The following is a 21,492-nucleotide window of genomic DNA, read 5'->3' as shown; positions in this document are numbered from 1 at the left end:
TTGAAAAAAATCAAATAACTAAATTCAATAATTTATTTTGGATGTAAAAAAATTTTAAAATCTTTTTATTTTGAATTAAAAATTTAATTTTGTCGTTTTGTAAAGCTTTTTGAAAAACCGTGTCTTTATCGTCATTTTTTAAAATCCAAATTTTAGTTTTTAAATGACCGTTAATTTGAACAACGATTTCAGTTTGAACAGAAGTATCAGTTAATGCTGTTTTTTGATAAAGAGGCCAATCGGAATAAACCAATTCATCAGAATTTTTTAAAATATTTTGATTTAATTCTTCTGTTAAATGGGGTGCTATAGGATTTAATAATTGTAAAAAAATTCTCATTTGATTTTTATTTATTTTTTTGAATTTATAAACTTGATTAATAAAAATCATTAATTGGCTGACGATGGTATTGAATTTTAATTTATCGTAATATCTTGTAACTATTTTAATAGTCTGATTAAGTATTGAATTTAAAAAATCACATTCTTCATCTATTATAAAAGAAGAAGCTGCATTATAAACTTTATTTAAAAAACGATTGATCCCTTTTAATCCATTTTCGTTCCAAATTTTGTTATCTTCCAAAGGACCTAAAAACATAATATAAATTCTGATAGCATCTGCTCCGTATTTTTCTAAAACTGTCGAAGCACTGACACTATTGTTTTTAGATTTACTCATTTTTAAATGGTCTTCACCTAAAATCATACCAGGATTGACTAATTTTTGAAATGGTTCTGGAGTTGAGACTATACCTGAATCATATAAAAATTTATGCCAAAAACGAGAATATAATAAATGACCGACAGCGTGTTCGCTTCCACCGATATACAAATCAACAGGCAAAAAATAATTTAATCTTTTTTTAGCTTCTTCAGAATCTAATGACAACATCCCTGTATTATTTCTTAAAAGATAAGCTATATGATACCAAGAACTAGCAGCAACTTGAGGCATAGTATTAGAATCTCTTTTATATTTTTTACCATCTTTTTCGAAATACAACCATGAAGAAACTTTAGATAAAGGAGAAGTTCCATCACCTGAGACCTCAATTTTTTCTAAAAAAGGTAATAATAAAGGCAATTGATCATCTTCTTCTAAATAAACATTATCATTTTCATCATAATAAACTGGAAAAGGTTCGCCCCAATATCTTTGACGAGAAAAAACCCAATCACGCATTTGATAAGTAAAATGCACACGACCAAAATTATTTTCTCGAGATAAATTCAAAATTTTTTCACTAGCTTCTTTAATATCAAGTCCATTTAAAAAAACACTATTAATTAAAATATCTGTCTCTGAAATAGAATGAATATCAGTATTATCTTTTTGAAAATCAACATTATGAGATTCGTTATTGACTTTAAAAATAGGAATTATTTCTAAATTATATTTTTTAGAAAATAAAAAATCTCTTTCATCACAAAAAGGAACAGACATAACCGCTCCTTTACCGTAATGAGGTAATACATAATCAGCGACCCAAACAGGAATTTTTTTATTAGTGAAAGGATGAATGACATAACTTCCGGTAAAAACACCAGTTTTGACCGCGTTGATATTTCTTTTTAGATCTGTTTTATTTTCGACATCTTTTAAATATAATTTAACCGGTTCGAGAAATTCTTTTGTAACAATCGAAGAAATTAAAGGATGTTCAGGAGCTAATACAACGGCACTTACTCCGAAAATAGTATAAGGTTTAGTCGTAAAAACTTCTAACTGAGCATCAGTAAGAGAATCAAAAGCGAAATTAAAAATAAACCCCTTTTTTTTGCCTATCCATTTTTTTTGAATATCTTTTAATTGAGGAGACCAATCTAAAGAATCTAAACCTTCTAATAAACGATCAAGATAAGAAGTTATTTTTAAAACCCATTGTTTCATTTTTTTTCTTACAACAGGATACCCCCCTCTTTCAGAAAAAATACCTTCTTCTGTTGTAAAAATTTCTTCATTAGATAAAACTGTTCCTAATTTTTCACAAAAATTAACTTCTACATTTTTCAAAAAAGCTAAATCATTTTTGAAAATTCTTTTGAAAATCCATTGTGTCCAGTGGTAAAAATAAGGTTCAGAAGTAGCTAATTCTGTATCCCAATCGATACCTTTCCCCAACATTTTAATTTGTTTTTTAAAATTTTCAATGTTTTGGTAAGTGAAAGTTTCGGGATTATTACCAGTTTGTAAAGCGTATTGTTCTGCGGGTAAACCGAAAGAATCCCATCCGAAAGGATGAAAGACATTATAACCACTCATTCTTTTAAATCTATTAACAATATCACTGGCTGTATAACCTTCAATATGACCCACATGTAATCCTGAAGAGGAAGGATAAGGGAACATATCTAAACAATAAAATTTTTTCTTTAATTTTTTTTTATTAGTTTTAAAAGTTTTTGTATTGTCCCAATGAGATTGCCATTTTAATTCTATTTTTTTGAAATCATAAACCAACATAAATGAAAACCTCTATTTAATATAAAAAATAATTAAATTAAGATATTTTTGTTTCGACGTAATTGACAACATCTTTTAAAATTTTAAATTGTTGCATAGACTCATCACTAATTTGGATTTTAAAAACTTTTTCTAATTCCATCACTATTTCAACAGCGTCAAAAGAATCTAAACCTAAATCTTCTTTTAATCTTGTTTGTGGTGTTATATCATCACTTTTGATATTTTTTTTCTTAGAAATAATTTCTTTAACAGTATTTTCAATCATTAAAAACCTCTTTTTTTAATAAAAATTTTATTTTTATCCAAAGATAAAAACATTTATTTATATATTATTTTATAATATTTTTGCTTTAATTACTTTATTAAATGGAGATATATTAAGATTATATCCAAAAATAAAAATTAGAAAAAAATATTTTTTTTATTCACCAGATACTTTATTTAAAATTTGTTTCGCTTCTTCAAAAATATTATAAAATTTTAAACATTCTTCATACATTTTTTCAAGAAACTCTGGATCTCTATTAACTTCTTTAACTTTAGCATTTTGGTAATCTTGAAAAACTAAAAAAAAAGCTTTTTCAGCATCAGAACAATAAATTTGAGCCTGAATCTGTGCATAATAATATTCAGGAATTTCTCCATTAATAAAAAATTTTTGCCAAGTCTTAGAATTGATATAAAGAGGACATTTAATCTCTAATAAACTATTTGTTTCAGCGTTCCAACCATCTAAAGAAGCAGAAAAAAATTCTTTAACACAAACTAAAGGTTTAAAATTAGTTTTATTAATATCATTAAAAAAATTTCTAGCTTTGGGTTCTAATTTTCTTCCGTGTTGCATAAATTTATTATCTTCTATTTTTTCATCAAAAAGTTTTCTTTTTAAAAGATTCTTTTTGTTATCAAAAGGATTAAACCCCATAATAATTGCTACTTCAGAAGCATTAATATATTTTTTTCTATGAATATGCCAATTATCTGAATTTTGTTCTAAATTTAAATTATTCATAAAAAACCTTTTTTCTTTCATTATTTTTATAAAGTTAAATATAAAGTTGAAATGAGAAAAATATAAACGAAAAATTAATTTACATTTCTTTTAAAATAGGAATTCCTAAAATTTTTAATCCTTCTTCAAGTAAATTTAAACAATTTTTAATTAATAAAATATTAGCGTCTTGTAAAACAAGATTATCAGTATTTAAAATTTTTTCTTTTTCGTAAAACTGATTAATATTCTTAGCTAATTGTAATAAATATCTAGCTAAAATACTAGGCATATTTTTTTGTTGTACTTTTTCTAATATTTCATAAAAAGAATCTATTAATTTAATTAAATTATAATAATGAAATTGACTATAATAATTAATTATTTCTTCCCAATGTAAATTTTCGTTGACTTGAGATTTTTTTAAAATAGAATATAATCTAACCATTGTATATTGTAAATAAGGACCATTATTTCCTTCAAATTGTAACATTTTTTTTAAATCAAATTCAATATCTAAATGACGATCATTTTTTAAATCATTAAAAACAATGGCTCCGATAGATACTTTTTGAGCTATTTGTTCTATTTTTTTTGTATCAGAAAATCTTTTTTGAATTATATTTTGAGCTTCTTTTTTAGCTGATTCAATAATATTAATCAATTTAAAATCTATGCTTTTTCTTGTAGAGATTTTCATATTTTGAAAATGAACTAAACCAAAATTAACATGTTCTAAATTTAAATTATCGTAACCTATTTTATTTAAAACCGCTTTTAACTGTTTATAATGTAATTTTTGTTCGTTTCCAACCACATATAAAACTTTATAAAAATTAAATCTTTTATAACGATATATAACACAAGCTACATCTCTTGTTAAATAAAGTGTGCTTTTGTTTTTTTTTTGCATTAAAGCTGGCGGCATTCCATCGTCTAATGGCATAATATAAGCTTGATCATCAAATAAAACTAAATTTTTTTGACGTAGTTCATCTAACAATTCAATAGCTTTGTCATGAAAAAAAGATTCACCTATATAATGATCAAAATGAATATCTAATAAATCATAAATTTTCTTAAATTCTTCTAAAGAAATTTTTTTAAACCAGTTCCATAAATCAGTTATTTCTGGATCTTTGTTTTCTAAAAGACGAAATATTTCTCTCGCTTCATCTTCTAATGATTTATCTTTTTGAGTTTCTTCATGAAACAAAATATAAACTCTTTGTAATTCGTTAATAGGATCTTTTAAAATGTTTTCTTTTTGAGCCCATTTTTTATAAGCGAAAATCATTTTTCCAAATTGTGTTCCCCAATCACCTAAATGATTAATTCCGACAGTTCGAAAACCTAATTTTTTATAAACGTTTTTTAATGCGTTTCCTATCACTGTTGAACGTAAATGCCCAATAGAAAAATTTTTTGCTATATTTGGTGAGGAATAATCAAAAATAACAACTTTGGATACGTTGTCTGCTTTTTTTTCATAATCAAAAATAGATTTATCAATATTAGTTAAAATATTTTTACTTATAATTTTTCTATTTAATTTAATATTTAAAAAACCATTTTCAAAAAAAATATTGTCTACTACTTCTAATGACAAATCTTGTTTAAAAATTTCAAAAATATCTAACAAATTTTTTTTTATATCTTTGACATAAGGAAATAACGGTAAAAAAAAATCAAATTTATCTGATTTATAATTTGATTGTAGAAATGCATTAATATTATGTTTTTTATTTAAAATTTGTTCTATTTGATTTTGAATTTGTTGTAAATACATTTGTAAATATCCTTGATTATTACATATTAACTTATATATAAAAATTATAAACAATAGTTAATAAATAATATTTAATATTTTACAAATATTATTTATTAACTATAATAATTTAATTGATCAAAATAATTTTTAAAAAAATCTCTGCATTTTAACAAAATCAAAAAATTAATTTATAATAATTATTAATTTTCTATTTGAACTAAAAATTCTTGAAAATGACTAGGTAAAGGAGTTTCTAATTCTACATATTGATTTGTTATAGGATGAGTAAAATTAATCTTTTTAGAATGCAATAATTGTTGTTGTATGGATTGATTTTTATTGCCATATAAAACATCTCCCACGATAGGATGTTTTAAATAAGATAAATGAACTCTAATTTGATGTGTTCTGCCGGTATCTAATTTCAATTCTAATAAAGAAAAATCTTTAAATTTTTTTAAAATTTTAAAATGAGTAGTAGCTGTTTTTCCTTTATCAGAAACTTCCATTTTAGAAAAATTAACAACACTTCTTTTTATAGGTAAATCAATAGTTCCATAATCGTAACCTAAATATCCATGAATTAAAGCCCAATAAATCCTTTGAACTTTTCTTTTTTGAATTAATTTTTGCATAATTTTAACAAATTCATCTGTTTTGCCAACAATAATTAATCCTGTAGTATCTTTATCTAAACGATGAACAATGCCAGGTCTTGCTGTGTCTTGACATTGAAAATCTTTAATTTGGTGATATAATCCGTTAATCAAAGTAGTTCCTGAATAACTATTAGAAGGATGAACTATTAAATTAACAGGTTTATCAATGACTGCTAAATATTGATCTTCATAAATTATTTTTAAATTTAAATCAACAGGTTTAAAAATATTTATTTCTGATTCTTTTTCAACAATAGAAGTTATTATTATATCATTGGTTTTTAATAAATATCTCTTTTTTTTTAATTCATCATTTACAAAAACTTGTTCGGAATCAATTAACAAAGAACATTTATTTCTACTTATGTTTAAATTTTTCATTAAAAATATATCTAAACGTAAATTTTTATCTTGTTCTGAAATAATAAATTTTTTTATCATTTTATAAAAAAACTTCCTCAAGTGAATTTAAATTATATTTAAAAAATAAAAAAATGATTTATATAAAAAAAATAAAATAAATAATATATTTTAGTTTTAAATAAACCAAAATATATTTTTATTTATTAAATTTATTTTCTTATTGATTATTTTCTTTTTTGCCAATGATATCATTTATATTTTCTTCAACATCTTTTACTTCTTGTGAATCATCATTTGTTGAGTTGATTTGTTCTGTGTTTTGAGATTCTGATTCGTCATTACTATCATTACTATCATTTATATTTTCATCAATATCTTTTATTTCTTTTGAATCATCATTTGTTGAATTAACTTTTTCTGTTTCTTGTGTTTCTTCTTGTGAAGAACTACTAATTTTTCCAGTTGTTAATATTTCTTCAATATCTTTTTTACTCAAAGTTTCAAGTTCTAATAAATAATCACTTATTTTAAATAAAAGTTCTTTGTTTTCTGAAATTATTTTTTTAGCTGTTTCATAACATTCAGAAATAATTTTTTTAACAGCTTCATCAATTTCTGAAGCTTTCGCATCTGAAAAATTTTTATGAAAACTATTTTCATCTGAACCAAATTGAACTAAACCTAAATCGCTCATTCCGAATTTAGTTACCATTTGAGTAGCAATTCGAGTAGCTACTTGTAAATCTTGATAAGCTCCATCTGAAATATCATCCAAGAACAATTCTTCAGCGGCTCTACCACCTAAGAAAGATGTAATTGTGGCTAATAATTGTTTTTTAGAAGATGTAAAAGTTTCTTCTTCGTTCAACATTATATTGTATCCGCCTGCCATTCCACGAGGAATAATTGTTATTTTTTGAACTTTTTGAGCATATGGTAATTTTAAACCAATAACAGCATGTCCTGCTTCGTGATAAGAAACCATTTTTTTTTCTTTTTTAGTATATTTTGCACTTTTTTTAGAAGGACCCATTAATATACGATCAACAGCTTCACTAAGTGTTTGTTTATCAATTGCTACTAAATTATTTCTAATAGATAACAAAGCTGCTTCGTTTAAAACACCTTCCAATTGAGCACCACTAAAACCTGGTGTTTCTTTAGCTATTTCTTTTAAATCTACATCAGGAGCAATTCTTTTATTTTGTGCATGTAATTTTAAAATTGCTTCTCTGTCTTTAACATTTGGTAAATTAATATTAAAACGACGATCAAAACGACCAGGTCTTAATAAAGCAGGATCTAAAAAATCAGGTTCATTTGTAGCTGCGATAACAAGAACTCCTCTACTAGGATTAAAACCATCTAATTCAATCAATAATTGATTCAATGTTTGTTCTTGTTCAGTGTTTCCAAAACTCATTCCTCTTTTACGAGCAACAGTTTCGATTTCGTCTATAAAAATTATACAAGGAGCATATCTTTGTGATGTTTTGAATAAATTTCTAATACGTGAAGCACCTAACCCTACAAACATTTCGACAAATTCAGAACCAGAAACTGCAAAAAAAGGTACTTTTGCTTCTCCAGCAACAGCTTTAGCTAATAAAGTTTTACCTGTGCCTGGTGGACCTGCTAATAAAATCCCTTTTGGCATTCTTGCACCCATTAAAGAATATTTTTGAGGATTTTTTAAAAAATCAACTAACTCTTCCATTTCTTCTTTTTCTTCTTCTGCACCAGCAACATCTGCGAAAGTAAATGGAGGTTTTTTAAAAATCTTTTTTTGAGAACCACCTTTACTTTGATTTGGAGACAAATTATCTACCAACTGATTTTTGGTTTTATTGAATAAATAAAACAAATAATAAAGAAATGAGAATGTTAATGCAAGATTAAATGATTTTAATAAAGTCGATAACCCATAATTATTTGCATAAGTACGATTACCTTTTAATATTGATTCATTTGTCATAACTCCAGAATAGGATGTGTTTGTTATCGCATCTTTACTCTGTGTTAGAATAAGCTTTACAATTTCGTCCCAATTATGTTGTGGTACAGTTTCATAAATTATTGTTTTCGAAGTTCCTTCTAGATTCGATTCTTCTTTTATTTTATATCTTACTTTTAAATCATAAAAACCAGGAGCTATCTTAGAAATATAAGGCTTCACGTCATCAACTGAAAGTATTACTATTTGTTTATTATTAACTTCTATTTTTGTAGCTTGTCCTTTTTGTTTATTTGTCAAAACATTTTGTAATTCAGTCCAAGAACGTGGTTCTGGTTCGGTAACTATTTCATAAATATTTACTACCAAACCAAATGATATTATAGATACTATTACGACCCAAAACATATTTTTTTTAATAAAATTCTCTAATTGATTCATATTATTTTTCCTTATTTAATTAAATAAATATATTGAAAAATCATTTTAAAATATTTATTTAATTAAATTTTCTTTAAAGTAGTCATGTAAAACTTCAGGAACAACAATATGACCGTTTTCATCTTGATAATTTTCTATAATAGCCATCATTGTTCTTCCTACTGCTAAAGCAGAACCGTTTAAAATATGTAAATATTCTTTTTTATTTTTTGTATTATCTTTAAGTTTGATATTTGCTCTTCTTGCTTGAAAAGACTCTGTATTACTTATAGAGGCGATTTCACGATATCTATTTTGACTTGGAATCCATACTTCAATATCATAAGTTTTACTTGCACTAAAACCTAAATCGCCTGTTGATAAAGTAAGGATTCTATAAGGTAAATTTAATTTTTGTAAAATATATTCAGAATCTTTTAACATTTCTTCTAAAGCTTTATAAGAATTTTGAGGTTCTACAAATTGAACCAATTCCACTTTATTAAATTGTTTTTGTCTAAAAATACCTTTACTTTTTAAACCGTTAGCACCTGCTTCTTGTCTAAAACAAGTAGTAAAACCAACATATTTTAAAGGTAATTGGTTTTTATCTAAAACATCGTCACGATGAAAATTAACCATAGGCACTTCAGCAGTCGGATTTAAATACCATTCATGCTTATCTAATTTCAACTTAAAAAGATCTTTTTTAAATTTAGGTAATTGTCCTGTTGAAAACATAGATGTTTTATTAACAATGAAAGGAGACAAAATTTCTTCATACCCTTTCGATATATGAACATCAAGCATGAAATTGATTAAAGACCTTTCTAATCTAGCTCCGGCCCCTTTTAAAACAACAAATTTACTGCCTGTAATTTTAGTTGCTCTTTCAAAATCTAAAATATCTAAATTTTTTCCCAATTCAATATGATCTTTCACAGGAAATGAAAATTTTTTTGGTTCTAAAAAACGAAATACTTCTACATTGTCATTTTCATCTGTTCCTACAGGAACAGAATCATGAGGAATATTAGGGATATTATACAAAATATGAGAAATTTTTTGCTCTATTTCTTGTAATTGTTTTTCAAATTCCTTTAAATCTTTTTTAGAAATTTGTTCACTTTTTTGTTCGCTTTTGAAATTATCATTATTGAATTGATTTTCTTGTTCTGATTTGTGTTTTAATTCTGAAATAACTTGTGATACATTGTTTTTACGAAAGCGGATTTTTTCTATTTTTTGAATCAATTCTTTTCTCATATTAGATAAAACCACAATATTGTCTAAATCTTTGATTTCTATTAATCTTTTTTGAAGTTTTTCTAAAACTAAATCCATATTACGTAAAACAAATTTTAAATCCAACATAAAAAAATCCTTTATAATTTACTAAAAAACATCCTTACGCTAATAAAAAAATAATTGGAAACATACGTCCAATAAATTTGATCAACTTATTTATTTGATACTGTTTAATAATTTAGCAAAATTAGATTTGTTTCTGGATACAAAATTTATATGAAAAATACCTTTAGATAATCCTTTATCTAATTTTTTATTAATAAGATTAAAACAAGAATTAGCTTTTTCTTTATCAGAAGCAGACACATAAGTTTTAAATTTTTTTATAAATGTTCTAACTGAAGATTTAAAAGCACTATTCATTAATCTACGTTTTTCATTTGTTTTGATACGTTTTTTTTGTTGTTTTGTATTAGCCATTTTTATAATTACTCTCTTTTTTTCAAAATTTTTATTTTATGATATTAAAATTTTTTAAATTTAAAAAAATATTTTTTACTAATGGTATAATTTTTAAACTTTAAAAATTGCACATATATATTTTATATAAAAAAAATTTTAAAAATTAAAAATTTAAAAAAGTTATTTTAAAAAAGAAATAAAACAAATATTTAATTTTGAAAATTCTTACTATATTAAACATCAACGCTTGTATTAATTATATATTATATTTCTATAAAATCCAAATTTTATAGAAATATAATTTGAGATTTTATTAAAATTATCCTAAAAACTATATAAAAAGGAAAATAAAAAAATGAAATTTTTTTAAAAATATTATTAAATTATAAAAAAATAAAAAGAATAATAATAAAAAGATATAATTTTTCATCAATTATTCATTTTTAATTTATTAAATAGCGATAATTCGACCAATTAAGAAATAAAATATCAATTCGATTTTTTAAAAATGGCTTGGTAAGAAAAAGATTGAAAATCATAACTAGGTTTTAAATTAACCACTTTTTCTATTTGACCTTGATTCAAAATAGCAACAGAATTACACAAAGTTTTAATAACTGAAGAATCATGCGAAACGATAACAATAGTTGTTTTTAATTTTTGATTTATATCATAAAATAATTTTAAAATATTTTTACTAGTTTGTTCATTTAAAGCTGAAGTGGGTTCATCACAAAAAATAATTTTCGGTTCGTAAACTAAAGTTCTAGCGATAGCCACTCTTTGTTTTTGACCACCCGATAATTGTTTAGGATATGAATGCAAAAAATTAGATAATTCTACAAAATCAAGAACTTTTAAAACTCTGCTTCGAATTTCTTCTGAATCCAGATTTCTTATTTTTAATGGCAAAGCTACATTGTCAAAAACATTTAAATTACTTAAAATATTAAAATTTTGCCAAATAGTACCACTTTCTTGTAACGAAAATTCTTTATAAATTTTAGTTTCTTTTCTTTTGTCTGGTTTCATTAAACCATTCATTATTTGCAATAAGGTAGTTTTTCCTGAACCAGTAGAACCTACCAACCCAAAAATTTGATTTTTAGGTATTTTTAAATTAATTTTTTGCAAAACGGAAATAGATTTTTTATTAATAAAAAAAGTTTTATATAAATCAATTATTTCTAACATTATTTTCAAATAATAAAACCTTTCTTATTTTAGGAAATCTTATTTTTTCCCTTATTTCTAAAAAGAATTACTAAATTTAAATAACTAATTAATAAAAATAAGATATATTTATTATAACATATATTATATTTTTGATAATATAAAATTAATTTATTGTTTAGAAGATTCTAATACTTCCAATAACAAAGACCAAGGCATACTAGCACAAACAAATCTTCCTGGAAAACCTTTAACTAATGAAAAAATTTGTAATTCTTCTTCTAATATATCTTTATCAAACAATTTATTCTCCAACATATCACAAAAATTATTTATTTTTTTAATAGCTGTTTTAATTTCAATGTTTTTTAAATAAACAGACATCAAAGAAGCCGATGATTGTAAAATGATACATCCTTGTGCTTCATATTTAATATCTGTAATAACGTCTTTATCTAATTTAACTTGTAAAATAATTTCATCGCTACAAGCGATATTTTTTTTTTTAATCGTAAAATATTTATCGAACTCGCTATCCTGAATCAAACCTTTATTAACAGGATTACGATAATACTTAATTATCAAATCACGATATAATTTATTGAAATTATCCAATGAAATCAAACTCCTTTTTTTGAAAAAAAATAATGCTTTAATTAATTTTCAAGAACGAAAAATAATTAAAGCATTTATTTTATTTTTTTTTGTTAATAAAATATATTTTTGGAATAAAGTTTGTTCTGAATCTAAATAAAAATCTACTTCTTTTATAGTTTTTTTGAAAATTTTAATAGCACCAGACAAAATTAAAGTTTTAGCTTTTTTTTTAGAATCGGCTAGCTTTGTTTGAACTAAAGCATCTAATAATAAAATCGGTTTATCTATTTCTACAGAAAACAACCTTTTTTTTATTAATGTAAAATCTTCTATTTTTAAATCTTCAGTTTTTTTAGAAAATAAAATATCATTTGTTAAAAGACATTCTTGAAAAACATCTGAACCATGAACCAAAGTTACCACTTGTTTAGCTAATTCTTTTTGTGCTAATCTGGCTTTAGGATTAATTTGAGTCATTTCTTCCAATTTAATAATTTCTTCTACTTCTAATAAAGTCAATCTTTTTAAAAAACTTACAACATTTTTATCTTCTGTGTTTAAAAAAAATTGGTATATTCTGTAAGGAGTTGTAAGTTTTTGATCTAACCAAACAGCGTTATTATCACTTTTACCGATTTTATTACCTTTATCATCTAATAAAAGTATCATACTCATTCCTAAAGGTTTTTTAGTGTTTTTATCTTCATTATTAGATTCCATTTTTCTAATTAATTCGAGCCCTGAAGTAATATTACCCCATTGATCAGAACCGCCTAATTGTAATTGTACTTCGTGATTTTTATATAAATGGTGAAAATCAATCGATTGTAAGATCATATAAGAAAATTCTGTATAAGAAATACCTTTTGTTAATCTTTTCGCTATTTTATCTTTAGAAATCATATAATTAACATTAAAATATTTTCCATAATCTCTTAAAAAAGAAATAACATCTATTTTAGAAATCCATTCATAATTGTCAACGAAATCAATATTTTCTTTAGGTAATAGTTTTTTTAATTGATCCTTGATTTTTTCGTAATTAAAACTAACATCTTTTAAAGATAATAATTTTCTTTCTTCTTTTTCTTTAGGATCTCCTATTAAAGATGTTGCTTTCCCTAATAAAACAAAAGGATGATGTCCTCTTTTTTGTAATAACGAAATAGTTACAATTTGGATTAAATGACCTATAGTTAATGAAATAGCTGTCGGATCAAAACCACAATAAAAAGCAATTTTACCTTCGTTTAATAAAGTTTCTATTTGTTTTTCATCGCTTACATCTTTAATCAAATTACGCCATTTTAATTCTTCGAATAAAAACACAATAAAACCTCTATATTTTCAGATTTATAAACAAAACTACTTATCTTGTTTTTTGTTCTTTAATTTTGATGGCTTTATTAGATAAATTTCTAATATAATAAAGTTTTGCTCGGCGAACTATTCCGCGTCTTATGACTTCTATTTTTTCATATGAAGGAGAATGAACTGGAAAAGTACGTTCTACGCCTATTCCTGAATAAACTTTTCTCACAGTAAAAGTTTCGGAAATATGACTTCCTTTACGTCTTATAACTAATCCTTCAAAAATTTGAATTCTTGTTTTATTTCCTTCTTCGATTTTGATAAAAACTTTAACAGTATCTCCAGGTTTGAAATTAGGAACAGTTCTTAAATTGTTAGCATTAATTGAATCAATTAATTGTTGTCCTTTTAAATTCATTTAAAACTCCTTTGAGTATTTTTTTTATTTCTTTTCTTTTTTTATTTTTGTTAATATTTCTTTAGCTTCAGTATCTAATGTTATTTTAGATAATAATTCTGGTCTTTTTATCAAAGTATTTCTTAAGCTACTTTCTTTACGCCATTTGATAATTTTTTGATGATCACCAGATAAAAGAACTTCAGGTACTTTATGATTTTGATATTCTTGTGGTTTAGTATATTGAGAATATTTTAATAATCCATTTTGAAGTGAATCTTGTAAATAAGATTCTTTTTTGATGACTCCTGGGACAACTCTAGCGACGACATTAATTAAAATCATTGCTGAGAATTCTCCTCCTGTTAAAATATAATCGCCTATCGAAATTTCTTCATCAATATATTCTAAAATTCTATCATCTACCCCTTCATAATTACCGCATAAAATTATTAAATGAGAATAATTTTCTACATATTGAACAACTTTTTTTTGATGCAATAAATTACCTTGAGGTGACAAGAAAATCACTCTTGTTTTTGAAGTTTTTTTTATATTTTTTAAACAATCATAAAAAGGAGGAAAGGCTAACAACATCCCAACATCTCCACCATAAGGGGTGTCGTCGACTTGATGATGTTTATTTTGGCTATATTCTCTTAAATCATGAATATGAACTTCAATTTTGTTTTTTTCACGAGCCCTTTTTAAAATAGAATTATTTAAAAAATTATCAAAAAAATTAGGGAAAATAGTTATAATATCAAATTTCATTATTTCTTGAATTTTAATTAATTTGAAACTGATTTCGAATTTTTTCTATTTTTTTTTAATAAATTCTTAACAGTTTTAGTAGGTTGAGCTCCACGAGATAACCATTTTTCTACTTTTTCTGCATCTATATTTATCAAATTATGAAACGGTTCGTAAGTTCCTAAAATTTCTAAAAATTTGCCATCTCTTTTGTTACAAGATTCTGCTGTTACTACACGATAAAAAGGTCTTGTTTTGTTTCCAAAACGTTGTAAACGCATTTTTATTGCCATAAAAAAATCACTTTCTTAAAATATTTCGTAAATTAAAATTTTATTTATATTGTTTTTATATTAATTTTCAAAAATAGAACAAAAGAAACATAAGATAATTATTCTAAATCATGTCTTTTCTAGAAAATCTAAAAATATTTAATAAAAATTTCAATATTCTTATAAAGAATAATACTATAACGGCAACAAAACATAATGATAATTGCCATTCATATTTTTTAGTCATATTATTAAATATCATTTGTTCAACATAATCAAAATATAAAATTAAAGTTAAAGATGAATAAACTATTAAAAACATATTAATAGGTAAAGCTATAAACCATACTGATTGCATTTGTTCAAATAAAGGAATACGGAGAACAGCAAAAATTATAGATAAGATAGAAAAAGATAAAATTATAAAAGTACAAAATAACATTTTTTTTTGAAAACTAAAAGTTGACACTAAAATATTATTTGAATACAATAAAAGCATTATAGCAAAAACTAAAATAGTAGAAATTAACGCTAACGATATTACTGAATTAAAATTACTCAACCAAATATATTCTGATCTTAAAAAAAGTAACAAAGCTCCTAAAGTAAACCCTTTAGACATTGCGAAAATCCAAGAACATGCTTTGGACAATGAAACAGAAAAAACACCTACTAAATAAGTACCAAAAGTTAATAAAACAGAAAAGAATAATATTGGTCTTATTAATGAAGGTTTTTTCGATACAAGTGAAGGAATAAAACTAGAATAACTCAGCCAAGCAAATAAAGAAACACAAAGTAATAATGAAATTGTTTTTACAGCAACTCCAGTACGTGTTATCGTTTCTTGATAAATAGTGTTCCCTTTTTTATCAATTAAAAAATTTTCTTCAACTTTACGAAAACCAATACCTATTTTATTTTTTTCTTCAAACATAAAAAAATACCTCTTATTAAAAGTAAATTAATTATTTAAATATAAACATAAAAATAAAATTTATACTACATAAATTTTAAATTATCATTTTCTATTTTTAATAAAACTAAAGAATTATCATTTTGTACTTGCAACAAATTAAGTTTATTTTCTAATTCTTGTTCGCTTAAAAAAGGAAAACTAGCATAATTTAAAGCTAAAGATGTTGCTTCCAACATATCATTTACTTTAGTGAACACTAACGCTTTAGGATAAAATTTAGATAATGCAATAGCATATTTTTTATCATCTACAACAATCGCATCAATATTATTTCTTGCGCATATTTGAGAAACTCCAAAAGCTAACATTTCTTCTTTGTTTGTGGGAGTAAAAAATTCAGAAATGATATCATGAGGAACACTTTTTTCAGCTTTTTTTTGAATTTTAAACATTGTCGCAACAGATTTAACAGGATATAATCCAGCAGCTGATTCGCCTGATAACATTGTTGCAGTAGCTCCTTCTAAAACAGAGTTATAAACATCGCTAATTTCTGCTTTTGTAGGTCTTGGATTTTTTTGCATTGATTCTAACATTTGAGTAGCTACAATAACAATTTTTCCTGCTCTTAAACAACTTTCAATCATTTCTGTCTGATAGAAAGGCACTAATTCTTCATTAATTTCAATACCTAAATCACCACGTGCGACCATGATTCCATCAGAAAGACTAATAATTTCATCTAAATTATCAAGACCTTCTTGATTTTCGATTTTAGAAATAATTTTAATATGTTTATTATTTTGAGAATTTAAAATTTCTCTCACATCTAAAATATCTTGTGCTTCACGAACAAATGAAAGAGCTAAAAAATCATATTTTTTTTCAGAAGAGAAAATAATATCAGATTTATCTTTGGCTGAAATATAAGGCATTTGTAATTTTACATTCGGAACATTAACGCCTCTACGTGATTTAACAACATGAGAATTTTTTGCTTTAGTTATTAATTCACGTTTTATTTCATCTTTTTCGATAACTTCTAAAGTTAAATAACCATCATCAATAAAAATAGAATCACCTTTATTCACGTCATCATATAATTTATCATAAGTAACAGAAAATTTTTCTTTTGTTCCTAAAACTTCTTCGAAAACTATTCTAATTTCTGAATTTTCTTCTATTTGAACTAAACCATCGAAATTATGAGTTCTTATTTCGGGACCTTTTGTATCAAGCATAGTCGCTAAATAAGAGTCATTTTCTTTATTAATTTCTTTAATTAAATTTAAAATTTTTTCGCTATTTGCGTAATCAGCATGAGAAAAATTAAAACGTGCTACACTCAATCCATTTTTCACCAATTGAGTTAAAATTGTTTTACTTTCGCAAGCTGGTCCTAATGTGGCTACTAATTTTACTTTATTCATTAAACTTACACAATACTTTCTTTATTTTTAAAACATTTTTAAAATATATAAAATTTCCAACAATTATATTAATATTATAATAAAATATAGAAAAAAATTTTTTATTTTATGCAATTTTTACAAAACCGAATTAATAATACTGGTTACTTTTGTATTTATTTCTTTTGTTTTTTTCTCTTTAAATGTTTCAAATGGTAAAGCGAGATGAAAAAAAACTTCAATTTTTTTTTTACGAAACCAACATTTTCCTCTCATGGCACAAGCCCCTTTTAAAGTAACAGGAAGGATATTAGCTTCGCTTTTTAAAGCTATATTAAAAGAACCATCTAAAGAATTTAAAATTTTGTCGCTTTTTTTTTGTTTAATTCCACCTTCGTGAAAAATAACAACTGCTAATTTTTCTTTAATATTATCGATACCTTTTAAAATGTTTTGTACTGTTTTTCTATCGTTGTCTCTTTGAATCTGGATACAATTTATCAGTTCAAAAAAATAACTTAACATCCAACCTATTTTACCATGATAAAGTTCCTCTTTAGGTGTAAAAGCAAGAGTTCTTGGAAAAATTGAAGAAATAATAAAAGGATCGAAATTCGTTTTATGATTAGAATAAATAACTAATTTATCTTGCAAAGGAATTAATTCTTTATTATGAACAATAATTTTAATCCTAAAAAATCTTACAATTAATTTAGAAATACTCATGATAATTTTTTGTCTGAAAGGGTGATCTACTTTTAAATTTCGAGTAATCCACATAACTGAAAACAATAAAAAAAGAACATAAACCCAAGCTAAAATTACACTCACGACAAAAAATAAAATACCCATTAAAATTTGAATATGCAAAACACTACTAAAAGGAATTATAAACAAATTAAAAGAAATAAAATTAAAACAAATTAAAAACAACAAAAAAATAAAGCTAAACATAATTTTATTTTCATCCCTTATTTTTATTTTTTAATATAAGTAACAAAAATCAATTCATTTATATATGTTTTTTCTTTAACCAAATAATATTGATAATTAAAAAAAGGGAAGAAAGTGTCTCCTTTGTACCTTTTTAATATATGAGTCAAATACATTTTTTTTGCATAATCCAAAGATTGGTGATAAATTTGACTACCACCTATAACCATAATTTCTTCTTTTTTGTTTTTATATTCTTCTAAAAAAATTTTTAAATCCGAAACCCAAAATATATCTTGAATATTCAGTTTCGAACGACTGGCTACATAAATTTTATCAAAAGGAAGTGGTTTTTTTTTATAATATGTTTTCAAAGATTGATAAGTATTTATTCCCATTAAAACATTTTTATTAAAAGTTTTTTGTTTAAAAAATAAAAGATCTTTAGGATAATGCCACGGTAACTTGTTTTCTTTACCAATTAAAAAATTAGAATCTAAAGCCGCAATAATTGTAATCATACTGCGATTTCAGCTTTTAAAACATTATGAGTTTTATAATTTTTTAAAACAAAATCAGAAAATTGAAAATCTTCTATTTTGCTAACATTTTTGTTTAAAATAACTTGTGGTAAAGTAAAAGGAACACGATTTATCTGAGTTTTAACTTGTTCTAAATGATTTTCATAAATATGAGCGTCACCTAAAGTATGAACAAATTCATAAGGTTCTAAATTAGTTAATTGTGCCACCATCATTAACAATAACGAATAAGAAGCGATATTAAAAGGAACACCTAAAAAAACATCCCCACTTCTTTGAAACAATTGTAAAGAAAGTTTATTTTTATAAACATAAAACTGCATCAAAACATGACAAGGAGGTAAAACCATTTTGTCTATAAGTGGAGGATTCCAAGCTAAAATAATCAAACGTCTCGAAGAAGGATTATTTTTGATTTCTTGAATAACTTCTTGTAATTGATCGATACCTGAAAAATCACGCCATTGTTTTCCGTAAATAGGACCTAAATCACCATGTTGTTGAGCGAAATTTTTATCTTGTTTTATTTTTTGAATAAATTCTGATAAAGTTTCTCCTTGAAAAAAAGGAGATCGAGAATACTTTTGGTAAGGCCATTCGTTCCAAATATTAACATTATGTTTAACTAAATAACGAATATTAGTATCTCCTTTAATAAACCATAACAATTCATAAACGATAGCTTTAAAATTTACTTTTTTAGTAGTCACCAAAGGAAAACCCTCTTGTAAATTGAAACGTATTTGTGTTCCAAATATACTAAAAGCCGGAAATTTAGTTCTATTTTCTTTTAAAACACCTTTTTTTAATATTAACCGACATAAATCTAAATATTGCTTCATCAATATTTTTTCTCTTATTCTGAAATATCTAAAATAATTTTTTAAAATTTTCCCATATAAAAAAATAATACATAGTATATTATAAAAAATAAAATAAATCATTTTATATAAAAAATTATTTTTTTATATCAAAAAAAATTACTTTTATAAAATAATTTTATATTTGGCGGAGAAAAAGGGATTCGAACCCTTGATTCTATTCGAACTACTCGCCTTCCAAGCGAGCCTCTTAAACCACTTGAGTATTTCTCCTTATATATTAAAAAATAAAAATATTTTTCTTATATATACAAAAAAATATTTTTATTTTATTTTGTTTTTTGTCAAACTAAAAACATTTTGAGCAATTTTTAATTCTTCATTTGTAGGAACGACTATAACTTGTACATTAGATTTTTCATTAGAAATAATTTGTTCTTTTACAACAGCTTCTTCATTTAATTTATCATCAATATAAATATTTAAAATAGATAAATGTTTAATTATTTCTTTTCTCACAAAAGATGAATTTTCTCCTATGCCAGCTGTAAAAACTAAAGCATCTATACCTTTTAATAAAACATAATAACTAGCTATATAATCAACTATTCTTTTAATTTGGATTTCGAAGGATAAAATAGATTTTTTATCTCCTCGGGAAACCATTTGTTCTAAAACACGACAATCATTTGAAATTCCTGAAATACCTAAAAGTCCTGATTTTTTATTAAGGATATCTAAAATTTCTTCAATATTTTTATTTTCTTTTTGAGATATAAAAGAAATAATAGTAGGATCGATATTTCCACTTCTTGTCCCCATAGGAACACCTTCTAACGGAGTTAATCCCATAGATGTATCTATAGATTTTCCGTTTTCGATAGCTGCTAAAGAAACTCCGTTACCGATATGACAAACGATCATTTTTAAATTGCTTTTATTAAAAATTTGTTCTACTCTTTCGGAAACATATTGATAAGAAATACCATGAAAACCATATTTTCTTATTTTATATTTTTGATACCATTCATAAGGAGTAGCATATAAAAAATTCTTTTGAGGTATATTTTTATGAAAAGTAGTATCAAAAACTCCTACTTGAAATATTTGAGGTAACATTTTTTTAAATAATCTAATTCCTAAAACGTTCGCATGAGTATGTAAAGGCGCTAAATATTTCAAACTTTCTATTTGGTCGATGTCTTCATCAGTTAAAATAACAGATTCTTGAAACAATTCACCACCTTGTACAATTCTATGTCCTACACCATCAATCTCATCCCAAGAATTAATAATTTTATTTTCTAATATAAAAGATAAAAATAATTTAATAGCTTCTTGATGATCTTTGATAGTTAAAAAAATTTGTTCTTTTTTATTATGAAATTTAATAGTAAAAATTGCGTCTGTGCAACCAATTTTTTCTATAGAACCACTACATAAAATTTCTTCATAAGGCATATTAAATAATTTAAACTTTAAAGAAGAACTTCCTGAATTAATCGAAATGATTTTCATATTAAAACTTTCTAATATATTTTTTTTATATAAATAAAAAAATAACCTAAAAAATAAATATAAATAGTTTTTTATTTGTTTTATATAATTTTCGTTCTTATAAAATTTAAAAACAAATTGATATTTCTATAAAAAAACAATTTATAAAAATATCAATTTTATTTATTAATAATAAAAGTAAATTATTTATCTAATATAATTTCAATAGGTTTTTTTCTAGAAAATTTCCAAATAGGAGAGGAAATAGAAACAAAAGTTATAAATAAATTTATTATAGTAACAATTAAAATTACAAAACCAAAATTTAAATGAATTTTTAAATTAATTAATGTGCTCATTTGACAAGAAATTATCAAATGCTTGAAATATAATTGTTTTTTTGTCCATCCAGACCAATTGACTATATCAATCGGAATTGTTAAACATATCAATAACAAACAAGAAATCAAAAAGAAAATAACAAAACCTTCAGTCAAAAAAATTTTTAAAACATCTGTTCTTCGAGCTCC

20 protein-coding genes, 1 tRNA gene and 1 pseudogene are annotated in these 21,492 nt (G+C 24.0%); all 22 read right to left on the bottom strand.

Features of this window, described 5'->3' with window-relative positions; genetic code table 11:
- Positions 1-10 precede the first annotated feature (10 nt).
- The gene (gene leuS, locus AB6A63_RS00110) at positions 11-2,467 is read right to left on the bottom strand and encodes a leucine--tRNA ligase (RefSeq protein WP_370430677.1); all 2,457 of its coding nucleotides are present in this window, start codon (positions 2,465-2,467) and stop codon (positions 11-13) included.
- A 37-nt stretch (positions 2,468-2,504) separates the two neighbouring features.
- On the bottom strand, positions 2,505-2,735 hold the full coding sequence (acpP, locus tag AB6A63_RS00105; RefSeq protein WP_370430676.1) for an acyl carrier protein: 231 nt from the start codon (positions 2,733-2,735) through the stop codon (positions 2,505-2,507).
- 156 nt (positions 2,736-2,891) lie between these two features.
- Positions 2,892-3,482 carry a lambda-exonuclease family protein gene (locus tag AB6A63_RS00100; RefSeq protein WP_370430675.1) on the bottom strand — a complete coding sequence of 197 codons (591 nt, stop codon included), beginning with the start codon at positions 3,480-3,482 and terminating at the stop codon, positions 2,892-2,894.
- Positions 3,483-3,561: 79 nt separating this feature from the next.
- Positions 3,562-5,250, bottom strand: coding sequence for an arginine--tRNA ligase (argS, locus tag AB6A63_RS00095; protein WP_370430674.1), 1,689 nt, complete (start codon positions 5,248-5,250; stop codon positions 3,562-3,564).
- 182 nt (positions 5,251-5,432) lie between these two features.
- Positions 5,433-6,332: an RluA family pseudouridine synthase gene (locus tag AB6A63_RS00090; RefSeq protein WP_370430673.1), complete on the bottom strand. Its 900-nt coding sequence runs from the start codon at positions 6,330-6,332 to the stop codon at positions 5,433-5,435.
- Positions 6,333-6,471: 139 nt separating this feature from the next.
- Positions 6,472-8,649 carry an ATP-dependent zinc metalloprotease FtsH gene (gene ftsH / locus AB6A63_RS00085; RefSeq protein WP_370430672.1) on the bottom strand — a complete coding sequence of 726 codons (2,178 nt, stop codon included), beginning with the start codon at positions 8,647-8,649 and terminating at the stop codon, positions 6,472-6,474.
- Positions 8,650-8,703: 54 nt separating this feature from the next.
- The gene (gene serS, locus AB6A63_RS00080; RefSeq protein WP_370430671.1) at positions 8,704-10,002 is read right to left on the bottom strand and encodes a serine--tRNA ligase; all 1,299 of its coding nucleotides are present in this window, start codon (positions 10,000-10,002) and stop codon (positions 8,704-8,706) included.
- Between the two features lie 90 nt (positions 10,003-10,092).
- Entirely contained in the window at positions 10,093-10,356 is a 264-nt protein-coding gene (gene rpsT / locus AB6A63_RS00075; protein ID WP_370430670.1) for a 30S ribosomal protein S20, read from the bottom strand.
- A 471-nt stretch (positions 10,357-10,827) separates the two neighbouring features.
- Entirely contained in the window at positions 10,828-11,532 is a 705-nt protein-coding gene (locus AB6A63_RS00070) for an ATP-binding cassette domain-containing protein (RefSeq protein WP_370430669.1), read from the bottom strand.
- A gap of 150 nt (positions 11,533-11,682) precedes the next feature.
- A complete protein-coding gene (gene sufU, locus AB6A63_RS00065; RefSeq protein ID WP_370430668.1) occupies positions 11,683-12,126 on the bottom strand; it encodes a Fe-S cluster assembly sulfur transfer protein SufU in 444 nt (147 codons plus the stop codon).
- A gap of 48 nt (positions 12,127-12,174) precedes the next feature.
- Positions 12,175-13,437, bottom strand: a complete 1,263-nt coding sequence (gene tyrS, locus AB6A63_RS00060) for a tyrosine--tRNA ligase (RefSeq protein ID WP_370430667.1) — start codon at positions 13,435-13,437, stop codon at positions 12,175-12,177.
- A gap of 40 nt (positions 13,438-13,477) precedes the next feature.
- Complete coding sequence (gene rplS / locus AB6A63_RS00055; RefSeq protein ID WP_370430666.1) at positions 13,478-13,837, bottom strand: 50S ribosomal protein L19; 360 nt, start codon at positions 13,835-13,837, stop codon at positions 13,478-13,480.
- A gap of 24 nt (positions 13,838-13,861) precedes the next feature.
- Positions 13,862-14,590, bottom strand: a complete 729-nt coding sequence (gene trmD / locus AB6A63_RS00050) for a tRNA (guanosine(37)-N1)-methyltransferase TrmD (RefSeq protein ID WP_370430665.1) — start codon at positions 14,588-14,590, stop codon at positions 13,862-13,864.
- Between the two features lie 17 nt (positions 14,591-14,607).
- Positions 14,608-14,862 (bottom strand): 30S ribosomal protein S16, encoded by a 255-nt coding sequence (gene rpsP, locus AB6A63_RS00045; protein WP_370430664.1) that lies wholly within the window; start codon positions 14,860-14,862, stop codon positions 14,608-14,610.
- Positions 14,863-14,965: 103 nt separating this feature from the next.
- Positions 14,966-15,778 carry a Bax inhibitor-1/YccA family membrane protein gene (locus AB6A63_RS00040; RefSeq protein WP_370430663.1) on the bottom strand — a complete coding sequence of 271 codons (813 nt, stop codon included), beginning with the start codon at positions 15,776-15,778 and terminating at the stop codon, positions 14,966-14,968.
- A gap of 65 nt (positions 15,779-15,843) precedes the next feature.
- A complete protein-coding gene (pyk, locus tag AB6A63_RS00035; RefSeq protein ID WP_370430662.1) occupies positions 15,844-17,190 on the bottom strand; it encodes a pyruvate kinase in 1,347 nt (448 codons plus the stop codon).
- A 117-nt stretch (positions 17,191-17,307) separates the two neighbouring features.
- Positions 17,308-18,123 (bottom strand): 1-acyl-sn-glycerol-3-phosphate acyltransferase, encoded by an 816-nt coding sequence (locus AB6A63_RS00030; RefSeq protein ID WP_370430661.1) that lies wholly within the window; start codon positions 18,121-18,123, stop codon positions 17,308-17,310.
- Between the two features lie 23 nt (positions 18,124-18,146).
- Positions 18,147-18,623: a dihydrofolate reductase gene (locus AB6A63_RS00025; protein WP_370430660.1), complete on the bottom strand. Its 477-nt coding sequence runs from the start codon at positions 18,621-18,623 to the stop codon at positions 18,147-18,149.
- Positions 18,620-19,486 (bottom strand): thymidylate synthase, encoded by an 867-nt coding sequence (locus tag AB6A63_RS00020; RefSeq protein ID WP_370430659.1) that lies wholly within the window; start codon positions 19,484-19,486, stop codon positions 18,620-18,622. The genes AB6A63_RS00025 and AB6A63_RS00020 overlap by 4 nt, the downstream gene beginning before the upstream one ends.
- Positions 19,487-19,650: 164 nt before the next feature.
- Positions 19,651-19,738: transfer RNA gene (locus AB6A63_RS00015), tRNA-Ser, on the bottom strand.
- A gap of 51 nt (positions 19,739-19,789) precedes the next feature.
- On the bottom strand, positions 19,790-20,983 hold the full coding sequence (locus AB6A63_RS00010) for an acetate kinase (protein WP_370430658.1): 1,194 nt from the start codon (positions 20,981-20,983) through the stop codon (positions 19,790-19,792).
- Positions 20,984-21,165: 182 nt separating this feature from the next.
- Positions 21,166-21,492, bottom strand: a pseudogene (locus AB6A63_RS00005) (hypothetical protein); the annotation flags it as partial.

The sequence above is a fragment of the 'Camptotheca acuminata' phytoplasma genome, assembly GCF_041276565.1.
GTDB lineage: Bacteria > Bacillota_I > Bacilli_A > Acholeplasmatales > Acholeplasmataceae > Phytoplasma.
Note: the sequence above shows the minus strand (reverse complement) of the source record. Positions and strands in the feature narration are given on the sequence as shown.